The following is a 13,062-nucleotide window of genomic DNA, read 5'->3' on the forward strand; positions in this document are numbered from 1 at the left end:
AGGGTCGCGCGCGGCGGATGACGTCGTTCAAGTCGAAGCTCGCGCGGCTCGGGCCGCTTCCGGCGGCGGCGGGGGCGCGTCCGGCCCCGGCGGCGCCACCTGCCCCGGCGGTGCCTGCTGCGCCCGCGGCGCCACCTGTCCCTGCGATGCCCGCTGCGCCTGCGGCGCGATCCGCCCCTGCGGCGCCTCCGGTCGCGGGCGACGCGCGACCGTCGCTCGATGAGCTTCGCGATCGCATCTCCCGCATCGTCGCCCGGGGCGCGCCGGTCGCCCCACGGGCCGATCCGGCGCGCGGCGAGCTCCCCTTCGTCGTCGAGCAGACGTCCGGCGGGCCTCTCTACGTGAGCCGCACCCGCTCCCTCGCGGCCGCGCGCGTGGGCCGCGCGCCGCTCGTGGCCGCGCGCGACGCCGATCCGGCGATGCTCGCGCTCCTCGCGCTCGACCCGGCGCTCGCGGCCTGCGACGTGCGCAAGGCCCTGTTCCTCGACACGGAGACCACGGGCCTGGCCGGGGGCACGGGCACCGTGCCGTTCCTGATCGGCCTCGCCTGGTTCGACCCCGGCGCGGCCACCGCGGGGCCGCTCGGCGAGCCCTCGTCCGACGGCTTCATCTCGGAGCAGCTCCTCTTGCGCCGCCTCGGCGAGGAGGAGCCCATCCTGCGCCGCCTCGCCGAGCGCCTCGCCGAGGCCTCGATGATCATCACGTACAACGGCAAGGCGTTCGACATGCCGCTCCTGCGCGCGCGCTACGTGATGAACCGCCTGCCGCCGCCGCCGGAGCCGCCGCACCTCGATCTCGTCCACGTCGCCCGGCGCATCCACAAGGCCCGCCTGAGGTCGCGCACGCTCATCTCGCTCGAGCACGAGGTGCTCGGCCGGGTGCGCGTCGGCGACGTGCCCGGCGGCGAGATCGTCGCGTGCTACGCCCACTTCCTGCGCACCGGCGACGAGGAGGCGCTGCTCGGCGTGGTCGAGCACAACGCCGCCGACGTGCTCGCGATGGTCGCGCTGGTCGGCCTCTACGGCGAGCCGCTCGGCAGCCTCGCCGGCGACGATCTCGCCGGGGTGGCCGCGACCTTGCGCAAGGCCGGCGCGCTCGATCGCGCCGCCGAGCTCGCGGACGCGGCGGTCGACCGCGGCGGCGGCGCCGCCGCGCGCCGCGCGCGCGGGGACATCGCGAAGGCGCGGGGGGACAAGGCGCGGGCGCTCGCGGACTACGAGGCGCTGGCCGCCGAGATCGACGACCCCGCGGTGCGGCTCGAGCTGGCGAAGCTCTACGAGCACCACGTCCGCGCCTTCGCCCGCGCCCTCGAGCTCTCCGACCAGGGCACCGCCGAGCCCGAGCCCGCGCAGGCGCGCCGCCGGGCCCGGCTGCAGCGCAAGCTCGCCCGCAGCACCGGCGGCGCGCTCGCGCTGCCGTTCGAGCGCGTGGCGGACGCCGGAGCCCAGGCCGTGGCGCCCGCCGGCGCGAGCGCGGGCTCCCGGGGCGCGGTCGCGGCGCGACGTGAGGGCGACGAGTGAGCGGGCACCCCAGTTCCTCCTGGAGCGCGGGGCGGATCGGGGCGTCGGGGCGGGCCGGGTCGAGCGAGCGGCGCGGGCCGCGGAGGCCTCCCCGGGGTCCTCGATCGTGCCGATTCGAGAAATTCCTCCGTGTGGCTTCTCGCGGGCGCGCGCGTGGGCTAGGGTGGGGGCGATGATTACCGTCGGCTGCGCCGGTTTTCCCGTCCCAGCGACGCGCTATTTCCGCGAGTTCATGTTCGTGGAGGTGCAGGAGACCCATGTGTCCCTCCCGGGACCTGGAACGATCCGGCGCTGGCGGCGCGAAGCTCCGGTCGGGTTTCGTTTCGCTCTGCTGGGTCCGCGAGAGATCGGGCAGGAGGGGTTTCGGGACGGCAAGGTGATCGAGACGGCGCTGAAGAGCATCGAGGCCGTGGCGGACGAGCTCGAGGCGAAGAGCGCGGTGTTCGTCGGCCCCCCGGAGTTCACGCCGACGCGCGCGAACAAGACCATCCTGCGCGACTTCCTGGTCAACGTGAAGAAGCGCTTCGAGCGCGTCGTCTTCGAGCCGCCGCCGGGGTGGGATCCGGACGAGTGCGATGAGCTCACGCAGGAGGTCGGCGCGCTCGCCGCGCGCGATCCGTTGAACGCGGGGCTCTCGCGGCTGAAGGTCGCCTACTACCGGCTGCACGGCCCGGCGGGGCACAAGTCGCGCTACGAGGATCCGGCGATCGAGCGGCTCGCGGAGATCGCGCGCGGGGCGAAGCACGACGACGCGACGTACGTGTTCACGAACGTGGACATGTTCGCCGACGCGAAGCGGTTCAAGAAGGCGATGAAGCTGTAGAGCGGCGGTCACCCGCTTCGGATACGGGCCCATCTCGACGTTTTCGGTGCTCAGCGTACATGAGTACGCTTCCGCGCCGAAAACGCCGATCTGGGCCCGTCTCCTGTGCGGGTGACCGCCGCTCTGTCCACCCTTTCAGGCGGCGCGTCTGTCGCTCCAGCCGTCCGCCGCACCCGTGCGGCCCGCGCCAGCGCGAGCGCTCGCTCGCGTGGCGCGCGCAGCTCAGCTTGCGCCGCGCCGGGGTCGGAAGCGCGCGGGTCGCGAGAAGAACGCCATCGCCGCGCTCGCGACCGCGGCGAGGTACCAGGGGATGTCCCCCACCGTCCCGTAAACGGTCGTCGCTCGCATGAACCGGGCCTCGCCGAGCAGCGTCTGCTCCTTGAAGGTGTCGCTGTGCACGACGACCCGGCCGACCGGATCGACGATCGCGGACACGCCGCTGTTCGTCGCCCGCACGAGGTAACGCCGGTGCTCGATGGCGCGCATCTTCGCGAGCGCGAGGTGGATCCACGGCTCCGTCGAGTCGCCGAACCAGGCGTCGTTCGTGAGGTTGACGAGGAGGTCCGGATCGCCGTGCGCGACCAGCTTGTTCACGAAGTGCGGGAGGATGTCCTCGTAGCAGATCATCGCCGCGATCCTGTGGCCGTTCCAGGGGAGCGGATCGAGCGACGTGCCAGGGCTGAAGCGGCCCGAGTTCGGCGACAGCGTGTACAGGTAAGGAAACGTCTCGCCGAGCGGGAGGTACTCGCCGAACGCGAGCAGGTACTGCTTGTCGTAACGCCCGAGGATCTTGCCGTCCTGGTCCGCCATGAGCGCGGTGTTGAAGCTCACGCCGCGCTCCTCGCGCGTCGCCCCTTGCCGGTGGACGACGGTGCCGACCACCGTGGGCACGCCGAGGCGGCTCGTGAGCGACCGCTGGATCTCGCGCTGGTAGGTCGACTCGCGGAAGGCCTGCGGCACGCCCGCCTCGCTCCACACGACGAGGTCCGCCCCCTTGCGCGCGAGCTCCCGCGTCCGGTTCACGTGGATCTTGACCGCGTTCCGGCGGTCGAAGAGCGCGAGGTTCGGCTGGACGATGCCGATCCGGACCGGCTCGGCGGCGCCCGCGGCCGCGTCCACGGCCCGCATCCGGAGGACGCCATAGACGGCGGCGAGCGCCGGCGCCGCGACGCCCACGGCGAGCAACGCGCGGTTCAACGGGCGGCCGCGCCCCGGCCCGGCCTCGGGGCCGCCCGCGCCGCCGTCGCGCGGCGCCCCCTCGGGCCCGGCGCTCGGCTGCGCGCGATCCAGCCGGAAATTCACGAGCTCGGCGATGGCGAGGTTCGAGGCGACGAGCACCAGCCCGACGAGGTAGGGGCCGCCGAGATCCGCGACCTGCCCCATCACCGGCGCGTTGTGGACCGAGGCGCCGAAGTACCAGGGAAACAGCAGCGGGTAGACGAGCTCGCTCGTCACGAACGCGAGCGCGAAGACCACGGGGCCCGGCCACCCGCGCGCCTCGGCCCGGCCGTAGAGCCAGCCGCACAGGGCGATGCGCCCGGCCTGGTAGGCGCAGAGGATCGCCATGAAGAGCGCGCAGAGGATCGTGGGGAACCCGCTGAACACCCGCAGCATCTCGAGCAGCCAGTAGAAGCCGGTCATCGTCATGACGAAGCCGGCGATCCAGCCGAGCAGCGCCGCGCGCCGGGGCGTCTGCCCCCGCAGCGCCACGATGAGCGGGACGAGGCCGAAGAACGAGAGCGGCCAGAGATCGATCCCCGGAAACCCGAGGAAGTAGAAGAGCCCGCTGAGCGCCGCGAGCGCGCAGGCGAGCCGCGCCGGCAGCGGCCGCGCGGCGCTCCCCGGGGTCGCGCGCGCGGTGGTCGCGGCGGGCTGCCCGCCCGGCAGCGCGAGCAGGCCCGCGGCCTCCGCGCCATCAGGGGCCGCGCCCCCGGGGTCCGCGCCGGCAGCCTCGTTCTCTTGCTGGTGCGCGGTCGTCATCGGGAGCGCTGGGAGGGGGGAAAGCCGCGCGCCGCTGCCTGGGCGGTGCGGTGGGACCTGAGGGGGCCGGGCATGGCGGCCCCCGTATTGAAGGGGCGCCGCCGCCCCGTCAACCCGCTCGGCCCGCCCATCGGCCTGCTGGGGCCGATCCGTCGGCCTGCCGGGCCCGCCGGTCCGTCGAGGCCGCCGCGCCCGCCGGGCCCGCTGGTCCAGCCAATGTCCGCCCGGCGCGGTGGAAAGTCGCGCAGAACGTGCTGATCCCCGTGGTTCGTGACTAGGATGGGCTGGTAAGAGCCCATGTCGAAGATCCTTCATATCGAGGACGACCCCGCGAACCGCCTCCTCGTCCGCAAGCTGCTCCAGAACGCCGGCCACGAGGTCCTCGAGGCCGCCGACGGGCTCGAAGGGGTGCGCCTCGCGTGCACCCAGCGCCCCGACCTCGTCCTCGTCGACCTGAACATCCCCGGCCTCGACGGGTTCGAGGTCACGCTGCGCCTGCGGGGCGAGGCGTCGCTCGCCGGCGTCCCCATCGTGGCGATCACCGCCGAGGGCGACCGGGACACGAGCCTCGCGGTCGGCTGCGACGGCTTCCTCCAGAAGCCCATCGACGCGCGCTCGTTCTCGGCGGTCATCGGCCGCTACCTCAGCGGCGCGCGCGAGGAGCTCCCCGCGTCGCAGGGGCCGCTCCGGCTGCGCGAGCAGAGCCAGCGCATCGTCGCCCACCTGGAGCAGAAGGTGGCCGAGCTCTCGCGCGCCAACGCCCGGCTCCGCGAGCTCGACGCCGCGCGCACGGAGTTCTACCGCAACATCTCGCACGAGCTCGCGACGCCGATGACCCCGATCGTCGGGTACGTGAAGCTGCTCGCCGACGAGGAGCTCGGCCCGCTCAACAAGGCCCAGAAGAAGGCGCTGCTCGCCATGGAGGACTGCGTCCGCAGGCTCCGCTCGCTCATCGACAACCTGCTCGACGTGACCGGCATCGAGACGGGCCGGATGCGCTTCCTGCACTCCGAGTACGATTTCCTCGACACCACGCGCCGCGCCATGGCGCAGGTGGCCGACCGCTTCGCCGAGGGGAAGGTGCAGCTCGTCGAGGACCTGCCGCGCGGCCCGCTGCCCGCGTGGGGCGACGCGGGGAGGCTGCAGCGGGCGATGATCCAGCTCCTCGAGAACGCGGCGAAGTTCACGCCGCCGGGCGGCACGGCGGGCGTGCGGGTCACCGTGCTGCAGTCGGGGCACTACGAGCTCTGCGTCGCCGACACGGGGCCCGGGGTCCGCCCGGATCGCCAGGTGCGCATCTTCGAGCCGTTCTATCAGGTCGACGGCTCGGCCACGCGCGCCTACGGCGGCGTCGGCGTCGGCCTGGCGATCGCGCGGCGCACCGCCCGGGGGCTCGGCGGCGACGTGCGCGTCGTGTCGCCCAGCAACGAGCTCATCGAGGGCGAGCTGCTGACCGGCTCGGCGTTCTACCTGACCGTGGCCCGGCGGGCGCCCTTCCAGGACGACGGCAGCTCGCCGGGCCGCCTGGAGTCGCCCTCGGCGCCGCCGGCCGATCCCTCGTCCCTGTGAGATGCGCCCGGTCGCTCGCGTCATCTACCTCGACTGGAACGCCACGACGCCGCCGCACCCCGAGGTCCTCTCGGCGATGCAGGCCGCCGCCGAGGTGGCGTGGGCCAACCCGGCGAGCGTGCACGGCCCTGGCCGGCGGGCGCGCGCGTTCATCGAGCAGGCGCGCGAGGCGGTGGCGCGGCTGACCGGCTTCGACGCCCGCGATGTGACGCTCACCTCGGGCGGCACCGAGGCGAACAACCTCGCGCTCTGGCACGCGTTCGGGGGCGAGGCCGCCGGGGCGGGCGCGCCGGCGCAGGGCGCCGGGGCCGCGCGGGAGGCGGGCGCCCTCGTGGTCTCGCGGATCGAGCACCCCTCGGTGATCCGGGCGGCCGAGGGGCTCGCCGCCCGCGGCGTGCGGGTCGCCTGGGTCGAGCCCGAGCCGTCCGGCCGGGTGGCGCCGGAGGCGCTCGCGGCCGCCATGGACCGGGCGGCCGAGGGCGCGACCGTGCGGCTCGTGAGCCTCCAGGCGGTCAACCACGAGACGGGGGTCCTCCAGCCGGTCGCCGAGGCGGCAGCGCTCGCCCACGCCCGCGGCGCGCGCCTCCACGTCGACGCCGTGCAGGCGGTGGGGCGCCTCTCGCCGGAGGCGTGGGTGGGGGCGGACCTCGTGTCGGTCGCCGCGCACAAGATCCGGGGCCCCAAGGGCATCGGGGCGCTCGCGGTGCGGCCGGGGATCCGGCTCCGGCCGATCCTCGTCGGCGGCGCCCAGGAGCGCGGGCTCCGGCCCGGGACGCAGGACGCGCTCGCCGCGGCCGGCTTCGCGGTGGCCGCCCGGCGGGCGCGCGACGCCCCCGCCCGGTATGCGGCGCTGGCGCCGCTGCGTGACCGCCTCGAGGCGGAGCTCACCCGGGTTGGCCGGCAGGCCGGCGTCACGCCGCTCCGGAACGGCGAGGGCGCGCGCGCCCCCCACATCACGAACCTCTCGTGGCCCGGCTGGCGCGGCGATGAGCTCTGCGCCGCCCTCGACCTGGAGGGCGTCGCCGTCTCCAGCGGCTCGGCCTGCAGCGCCGGGACCGCCGAGCCGTCCCCCGTCCTCACGGCGATGCTCGGTCCCGAGCGCGCGGCGTCCGCCGTGCGGTTCTCGCTCGGCGAGGAGACGACCGAGGACGACCTCGCCGAGGCGGTGCGCCGCGTGGCCCGGGTCCTCTCCCGCCTGCGATCGTTTCCAGCCGGAAGCTGAGCCGATCCCGCGGTTTATCGCGAGGTCGTGGGTTCTTGAACCATCCCTCGAGCCATTCCGGACAACCGCGGAGAAAAGGGTGAGTCCACAGGGGTAACCCAGCGCAAAAATTCAACTTTTTGAGGGGGCTGTGGATTCTTCAGGTCGATCCATTGAATGGAACGAACCGGCCCTTGAGCTGCGAGCCTGTTCAGCCGTGGTCGACGCGCTCGAATTTGCATGATGGTTTGGTTGTAAGTTGTTGATATTTAATAATATTTGCTTGTGCATGCGTGCGATCGCGCTCCTGCAAGAGCGGCATCGGCGCCATCGTGCGCAGGTCACCCTGCGCGGGTCACCCAACCTGGGACGGTCACCCAACCTGGGACGGTCACCCAACCTGGGACGGTCACCCAACCTGGGACGGTCACCCAACCTGGGACGGCGCGGACGGTCACCCAACCTGGGACGGCGGCCCAACCTGGGACGGTCACCCAACGGGGACGTCACCGCGCCCGTTCGCCCCTGGCTCTGCATCGATCGCGTAGGCCCAGGGGGAGGGTGTTCGCCGCGCGGGGTGGGGGACCGGCCGTGTTTGAGCCCAACAGCCCTGTCTCCTCCGGCGGCGCCGGAGGAGACAGGGCTCAGGCGAGTTCGGCGGGGCCCCCACCCCGCGCGGCGAACACCCTCCCCCTGGGCCGGGCAACCCGGCACGACCTCCTGCCCAGCCAGGGACGAGCCCCTGGCCAAGGAAGGCTCCGCTCGCCTACGCCTGGGCCCCCAGCGTGCGGCGCTGCCGCACGACCTCGTAGAGCGCGATCGCGCCCGCGACCGAGGCGTTCAGCGACGCGATCGGCCCGGTCATGGGGAGCCGGGCCACGTGCTGGCAGACGCGGCGGACCGCGCGGCGGGTCCCCTTGTCCTCGGCGCCGATGACGATCGCGACAGGTCCGGTGAGCGGCAGATCGCCGAGCTCCGCCGGCCCCTGGGCGTCGAGCGCGATCGCGGTGACGCCTCGCGCAGCGAGGGCCTCGAGCGCGTCGGGCAGCGAGCGGACCCGGCAGAGCGTCGCGTGCTCGATCGCGCCCGCGGACGCCCGGAACGTCGCCGGGGTGAGCGGCGCCGAGCTGTGCTCGGGCCACAGGATCGCCCGCGCGCCGAGGGCCACGGCGCTGCGGATCACCGCGCCGAAGTTCTGCGGGTCCATCACGCCGTCGAGGGCCACCGTGATGGCGCCGGCGCCCGGCTGGCCCTCGTCGACGACCGGGATCGCGTCGACCCCGACCAGCGTGAGCTCCGGCGCCGAGGCGACCGCCCCCTGGTGCCGGCCGCCCGCGCTGCGGCGATCGAGCTCGCCCCGGGGGGCGCGCTCGGTCGGGATGCCTTGACCCTCCGCCAGGCGCGCGAGCGCGTCCAGCTTCGGGCCCCCGTCGCGCTGGACGAGGACCCAGCCGACCCGGGCGCCGTGCGCGCGGATCGCCTCGCGAACCGGCTGCAGACCGTAGACGAGCCGGCTCACGTCAGGACGCCGGGTGCAGCGTGTGGGCGATCTCCTGGACGATCGCGCGCGCCGCGGCCAGCGGATCGGCCGCGTCGCGGATCGGCCGGCCGACCACCAGGAGATCGGCGCCGGCCGAGATCGCGGCCGACGGCGTGGCGATGCGCTTCTGATCATCGCCGCGCGCGCCGCCCTCGTCCGCGCCGGGGCGGATGCCCGGCGTGACGAGGAGCTCGCCCTGCCCGAGCGCCTGTCGCAGCGCCGGCACCTCGTGCGGCGAGGCGACGAAGCCGTGGATGCCGGCGCTGCGCGCGAGCCGCGCCAGCCGGAGCACGTGCTCGGACGCGCTCCCCTGGACGCCTTGCGCCGCGAGATCGCCGTCGTCCAGCGACGTGAGCACCGTGACGGCGAGGAGGATCAACCCCTGGGAGCGCGCCGCCTCCTGGGCCGCGCGCTTCAGCATCTCGGCGCCGCCGCCCGCGTGCACGGTCAGGTAGCGGACGCCGAGCGCGGCCGCGCTCGCCACCGCGCGGCCCACCGTCTGCGGGATGTCGTGCAGCTTCAGATCGAGGAAGACGTCGAGCCCGAGCTCCCGGCCGATCTCGATCGCCGCCGGCCCCTCGCGGACGAACAGCTCGAGGCCGACCTTGAGCACGCCGATCGACGGGGCGACGCGGGCCGCCGCCGCCCTGGCCTCGTCCAGGCTGGCGTAGTCGAGGGGGAAGACGAGCCGGCGACGAGCCTCGTCGAGCGAGCTGCCGCCGAGGCTCGTCCGCTGCCTGACGGAGCCGATGTTGGCCATACGGTGTGGTTCCGTGGTGGATTAAAGGCAGCTGCAGAGCGGATCGCCAGGGGCGCAGTTGCAGGGCGCCTTGGTGCCGCCGCCGCTCGCCGGAGCCCCGCCGGAGGCCGGCCGCGCGCTGCCGCCGCCGCCGCGGCGCAGCTGCTCCTGCTTGGCCTGCTCCGCCTCGAGCTGCTTCTGGAGGGCGAGGCGCGTCGACTCGTCCTTGGCGCTCTCGAGCTGCCGCCGGAGCTCGGCCTCCTTGGCCTCCGACTCCTTGCGCGCGGCCTCCAGGCGCTTCACCTGCTCCTCGGCCTCGCGGGCGCGGGCCTCCTGGATCATGCGCTCCTGCTCGTTCTTCTGGATCGTGTTGTAGATCATCACGCCGGAGACCCCGCCCAGGATCACCACGCCCGCGACGACGCCGATGAGGATCTTGCGGAGCCGCGACTTCGACTCGTCCTGCTGCAGCGCCGCGAGCGACCGCTCGTGCTGCTGCTGCGCGGCCATCGCCGCGAGGCGCGCCTGCTGCTCGGCCTCGAGCCGCGCCTTCTCGATCTCGGCCTGCCGGATCGCCTCGAGCCGCGCCGCCTCCTCGCGGGCGCGCCGCTCCTCGTTACGGCGCCGCTCCTCTTCCTGGCGGATGCGCTCCTCCTCGGCCTCGCGGGCGGCGCGCTCGGCCTCGAGCCGCGCCTTCTCGGCGGCGGCGGCCGCCGCGGCCTTCTGCGCCTCTTCGGTCTTGATTCGATCCTCCTCGAGGCTCATCAGCTCCTTGAGCGAGAACAGGACCGAGCTTTCCTTCTGTTCCGACATGACCTCGTGGCTCCTTCGATCGAGCGCGTGCGGTTTGGCTACCAGGGGGGGCGGTGCGATGACCCTGCAGGCCGCGCTGGCGGGTCCCACCGAGCGTGGAGGATTGTGACCCGCAAGGCGACTTTCACGCAATGATTCGAGACCGCCGCGAGCACCGTGATGCAGGTGAGACGCGGCGTCGTCCGCCGGATTATCGCCGTGGCGCATCGCGCGTACCAGCGGAAATCGCAGCGCTCGGTTCCTTCCTGCCGTCGCGTGTCCACGTCATCGCGCGCCTCCCGTCGCCACCACCCGCGCGCGCCGGGCACGTGCGCGCCGGGCATGTGCGCGCCGGGCGGGCTGTGCCCTCGCGGTGGGGCGTGCTCGATCAGGGGGCCGTCTGGCCTGGGCGGCGGCGCCGCGCCGGCCACGGTCCCGTTGGATTCTCGATGGCTCTCCGGTAGGTTCGCGCGCCCATGGCAAAGGTCATCAACGCGCACATCACCGGAACGGTCTGGAAGATCGAGGTCAAGCCGGGCGACAAGGTCGAGGAGGGGACCGTGGTCGTCATCCTCGAGTCGATGAAGATGGAGATGCCCGTCGAGGCGGAAGAAGAGGGTACGGTCGAGGAGGTCCTCGTCACCGAGGGGGCCTCGGTCACGGAAGGCGCCCCGCTGATCAAGCTGGCCTGAGCGCCCCGGGCAGCCCGCTGCCCGGCCTCTCCGTGATGTCGCCGGTGTGAGATAACCGGGGGGCGGGGGCGCCCTCCGACGTCTACCAGCGTGCGAGGGCGCCTCGGCCGTCCGGAGCGGCGCCGCACAGCCATGGCGGCGTGCGGCCCCCATGAAGGGGCGGCGCCGCGCGGTCTCGCCGGGGGGCGGCGCCGCGCGAGGGCGCGGCGGCCGCGCTCACTCGCGCCAGAAGAACTTCCAGGGGTTGTGCTTGAGGTCGCGCGCGAGCTCCTGGAGATCGTCGAACAGCTGCTCGTCCATCACGAGCGCGCCCACCGTGCCCCTGCCGCGCTTCACGTGCGCCAGGACCTCCTGCGCGTCGGCGGTCGCCGACTTCGCCCTGCCCGCGATCTCGGCGATGTCGTCGAGCGTCTTCCGGATCTTGGCCTGCTCCGTCTCGCCGCCGACGGTGGCCGAGAGCCGCCGCGCGTTCGCCAGCGTCTCGCGCGCGTCCGTGAGGAGCGGCGGCAGCTCGCGCGCGGCCGTGCCGCTCACCTGATCGGCGTTCGCGAGGATCCGATCGATCTGCGGGTTGTTCACGTACTTCTGCCGGGCATCCTTCACGAGATCCGTGCCGTCGAGGCTGATCTGCTCGAGGTTCTCGGCGATGCGGTCGAGCCGATCCTGGTTCCGGTGCATGAACTCGCCGGTGCCCTTCAGCGTCTTCCTCAGCCCGTCGAACGCCTCGCCGACCTCGTCCCGGTGCTCGCGCATCGCGGTGACGGTCGCGTGGAGCAGCTCGTAGCCCTCGGCGAGGAGCATGTCGAGGCGCGGCGGATCGAGCCCGCGGACGATCGCGTTCTCGGGGAGCACCGGCCGGTCGGTCGAGCCGGGCTCGATGGCCAGGAACTGCTCGCCGAGCACGCCCTGCGTCGTGACGTAGAACGTGGCGTTGTCGTGGATGCTCTGCTGATAGCGCTTCTCGATGCGCACGAGGAGCCGGACGAGCGGCTCGCGCCGGCCGTCGTCGCCGAGCTGGCCGCCGCGGAAGTGGATCTCGCTGAGCTTGCCGACCTCCACGCCGGCGATCTTCACCGGCGCCCCGGTCTGCAGGCCGCCCGGGTTGTCGAACTCGACATAGATGGAGTACTTCGGCTGGAAGTTGACCCCGCCCATCACGAGGATGAACGTGGCGAGGAGCCCGATCGCCGTAAGGATGAGGATCCCGACTTTGACCTCGATCGACCGCGGGCTTGCCATGGCCATGTCATCTTCTCCGATCTGACGACGGGGCGGTGAACGAAATGGGCCATGATGCGCTTGTCGCAGCGCGGTATTCCCGGCTCATGATGCAACGCTTCACGCGCTTCACCTGTTTCGCCCGTTTCATCCGCTTCACCCGTTTCACCCGCGTCACCCGCGTCACCCGCGTCACCTGGTACTTCCCCTGACGCAACCGTTCTTGTCTCGGAAACCGCGATGATTTCTTTCCGAAATGTCAGGAAATCCTTTGGGTCCAAAGAGGTCCTCAAGGATGTCTCGTTCGACGTCGAGGACGGCGAGGTGTTCTTCATCATCGGGCAGTCGGGGGTCGGCAAGAGCGTGCTGATCAAGCACCTCGTGGGGCTGCTCTACCCGGACGGCGGGGAGATCTGGCTCGACGGCGAGGAGGTGAGCCGCTTCGACGAGGCCCGGATGTACCCGGTGCGGATGAAGTGCGCGATGGTCTTCCAGCACTCGACGCTGTTCGACTCGATGACGTGCGCCGAGAACGTCGCGCTCCCGCTCCGCAAGCACAAGGGGCTCAAGCCGAAGGAGGCGCTCGCCGAGGCGCGGCGGCGGCTGGAGCAGGTGCACATGCGCGAGTTCGCCGAGCGCTTCCCGCCGGAGCTCGGCGACGGCATGCGCAAGCGCGTCGCCATCGCCCGGGCGCTCACGCTCGACCCGCGCTACGTGCTCTTCGACGAGCCGACCACCAGCCTCGACCCGGTGAGCGCGCGGCGCGTCGACAAGCTCATCCGCGAGCTCAGCGACACCCTCGGCGTGACGAGCATCGTCGTGAGCCATGATCTCGTGAGCATCTTCACGATCGCCGATCGCATCGTCATGCTCTACCAGGGCCTCGTCCGGTTGCTCGGGGATCGCGGCGCGTTCCAGCGCTCGCCGGATCCGATCGTGCAGCAGTTCATCACGGGGAGCGCCGAGGGGCCGATCGAGTGACCCGCGC

The 13,062-nt window shown here is 73.0% G+C and carries 11 protein-coding genes; 6 read left to right on the plus strand and 5 right to left on the minus strand.

Features of this window, described 5'->3' with window-relative positions; genetic code table 11:
- Positions 1–17 precede the first annotated feature (17 nt).
- Together WMF31_RS19575 and WMF31_RS19580 are read left to right on the plus strand one after the other, a co-directional pair.
- Positions 18–1,520, plus strand: a complete 1,503-nt coding sequence (locus tag WMF31_RS19575) for a ribonuclease H-like domain-containing protein (RefSeq protein ID WP_436603410.1) — start codon at positions 18–20, stop codon at positions 1,518–1,520.
- A gap of 172 nt (positions 1,521–1,692) precedes the next feature.
- A complete protein-coding gene (locus tag WMF31_RS19580) occupies positions 1,693–2,343 on the plus strand; it encodes a DUF72 domain-containing protein (RefSeq protein ID WP_436603411.1) in 651 nt (216 codons plus the stop codon).
- Positions 2,344–2,565: 222 nt separating this feature from the next.
- Here the strand turns inward: WMF31_RS19580 and lnt are convergent, their stop codons facing one another.
- Positions 2,566–4,323 carry an apolipoprotein N-acyltransferase gene (gene lnt / locus WMF31_RS19585; RefSeq protein WP_436603412.1) on the minus strand — a complete coding sequence of 586 codons (1,758 nt, stop codon included), beginning with the start codon at positions 4,321–4,323 and terminating at the stop codon, positions 2,566–2,568.
- Positions 4,324–4,620: 297 nt separating this feature from the next.
- On the opposite strand from lnt, the gene WMF31_RS19590 reads away from it, so the two are divergent.
- Together WMF31_RS19590 and WMF31_RS19595 are read left to right on the plus strand one after the other, a co-directional pair.
- Positions 4,621–5,892 carry a hybrid sensor histidine kinase/response regulator gene (locus WMF31_RS19590; protein WP_436603413.1) on the plus strand — a complete coding sequence of 424 codons (1,272 nt, stop codon included), beginning with the start codon at positions 4,621–4,623 and terminating at the stop codon, positions 5,890–5,892.
- A gap of 1 nt (position 5,893) precedes the next feature.
- Positions 5,894–7,114, plus strand: coding sequence for a cysteine desulfurase family protein (locus WMF31_RS19595; RefSeq protein ID WP_436603414.1), 1,221 nt, complete (start codon positions 5,894–5,896; stop codon positions 7,112–7,114).
- Positions 7,115–7,859: 745 nt separating this feature from the next.
- Here WMF31_RS19595 and WMF31_RS19600 read toward each other — a convergent pair.
- The 3 genes from WMF31_RS19600 to WMF31_RS19610 are packed head-to-tail and all read right to left on the minus strand — an operon-like array spanning position 7,860 to position 10,185.
- Positions 7,860–8,612, minus strand: a complete 753-nt coding sequence (locus tag WMF31_RS19600; RefSeq protein WP_436603415.1) for a TrmH family RNA methyltransferase — start codon at positions 8,610–8,612, stop codon at positions 7,860–7,862.
- 1 nt (position 8,613) lies between these two features.
- Positions 8,614–9,393 carry an orotidine-5'-phosphate decarboxylase gene (pyrF, locus tag WMF31_RS19605; protein ID WP_436603416.1) on the minus strand — a complete coding sequence of 260 codons (780 nt, stop codon included), beginning with the start codon at positions 9,391–9,393 and terminating at the stop codon, positions 8,614–8,616.
- 21 nt (positions 9,394–9,414) lie between these two features.
- Positions 9,415–10,185 (minus strand): hypothetical protein, encoded by a 771-nt coding sequence (locus WMF31_RS19610; RefSeq protein ID WP_436603417.1) that lies wholly within the window; start codon positions 10,183–10,185, stop codon positions 9,415–9,417.
- Between the two features lie 455 nt (positions 10,186–10,640).
- On the opposite strand from WMF31_RS19610, the gene WMF31_RS19615 reads away from it, so the two are divergent.
- The gene (locus WMF31_RS19615) at positions 10,641–10,856 is read left to right on the plus strand and encodes an acetyl-CoA carboxylase biotin carboxyl carrier protein subunit (protein WP_129348010.1); all 216 of its coding nucleotides are present in this window, start codon (positions 10,641–10,643) and stop codon (positions 10,854–10,856) included.
- 216 nt (positions 10,857–11,072) lie between these two features.
- Here WMF31_RS19615 and WMF31_RS19620 read toward each other — a convergent pair whose 3' ends face one another.
- On the minus strand, positions 11,073–12,095 hold the full coding sequence (locus WMF31_RS19620) for an MlaD family protein (protein ID WP_436603418.1): 1,023 nt from the start codon (positions 12,093–12,095) through the stop codon (positions 11,073–11,075).
- A gap of 219 nt (positions 12,096–12,314) precedes the next feature.
- Between WMF31_RS19620 and WMF31_RS19625 the strand changes: the two genes are divergently transcribed.
- Positions 12,315–13,055, plus strand: coding sequence for an ABC transporter ATP-binding protein (locus WMF31_RS19625; protein ID WP_436603419.1), 741 nt, complete (start codon positions 12,315–12,317; stop codon positions 13,053–13,055).
- Positions 13,056–13,062: the final 7 nt, after the last annotated feature.

Origin of the sequence: Sorangium sp. So ce1036 (assembly GCF_051369805.1) — a bacterium.
GTDB lineage: Bacteria > Myxococcota_A > Polyangia > Polyangiales > Polyangiaceae > Sorangium > Sorangium cellulosum_F.

What these genes read in the sequence shown, in the direction of transcription:
- WMF31_RS19575 (WP_436603410.1), top strand. Translation starts at nt 18, where the DNA reads ATGACGTCGTTCAAGTCGAAGCTCGCGCGGCTCGGGCCGCTTCCGGCG.
- WMF31_RS19580 (WP_436603411.1), top strand. Translation starts at nt 1,693, where the DNA reads ATGATTACCGTCGGCTGCGCCGGTTTTCCCGTCCCAGCGACGCGCTAT.
- lnt (WP_436603412.1), bottom strand. Translation starts at nt 4,323, where the DNA reads ATGACGACCGCGCACCAGCAAGAGAACGAGGCTGCCGGCGCGGACCCC.
- WMF31_RS19590 (WP_436603413.1), top strand. Translation starts at nt 4,621, where the DNA reads ATGTCGAAGATCCTTCATATCGAGGACGACCCCGCGAACCGCCTCCTC.
- WMF31_RS19595 (WP_436603414.1), top strand. Translation starts at nt 5,894, where the DNA reads ATGCGCCCGGTCGCTCGCGTCATCTACCTCGACTGGAACGCCACGACG.
- pyrF (WP_436603416.1), bottom strand. Translation starts at nt 9,393, where the DNA reads ATGGCCAACATCGGCTCCGTCAGGCAGCGGACGAGCCTCGGCGGCAGC.
- WMF31_RS19610 (WP_436603417.1), bottom strand. Translation starts at nt 10,185, where the DNA reads ATGTCGGAACAGAAGGAAAGCTCGGTCCTGTTCTCGCTCAAGGAGCTG.
- WMF31_RS19615 (WP_129348010.1), top strand. Translation starts at nt 10,641, where the DNA reads ATGGCAAAGGTCATCAACGCGCACATCACCGGAACGGTCTGGAAGATC.
- WMF31_RS19620 (WP_436603418.1), bottom strand. Translation starts at nt 12,095, where the DNA reads ATGGCAAGCCCGCGGTCGATCGAGGTCAAAGTCGGGATCCTCATCCTT.
- WMF31_RS19625 (WP_436603419.1), top strand. Translation starts at nt 12,315, where the DNA reads ATGATTTCTTTCCGAAATGTCAGGAAATCCTTTGGGTCCAAAGAGGTC.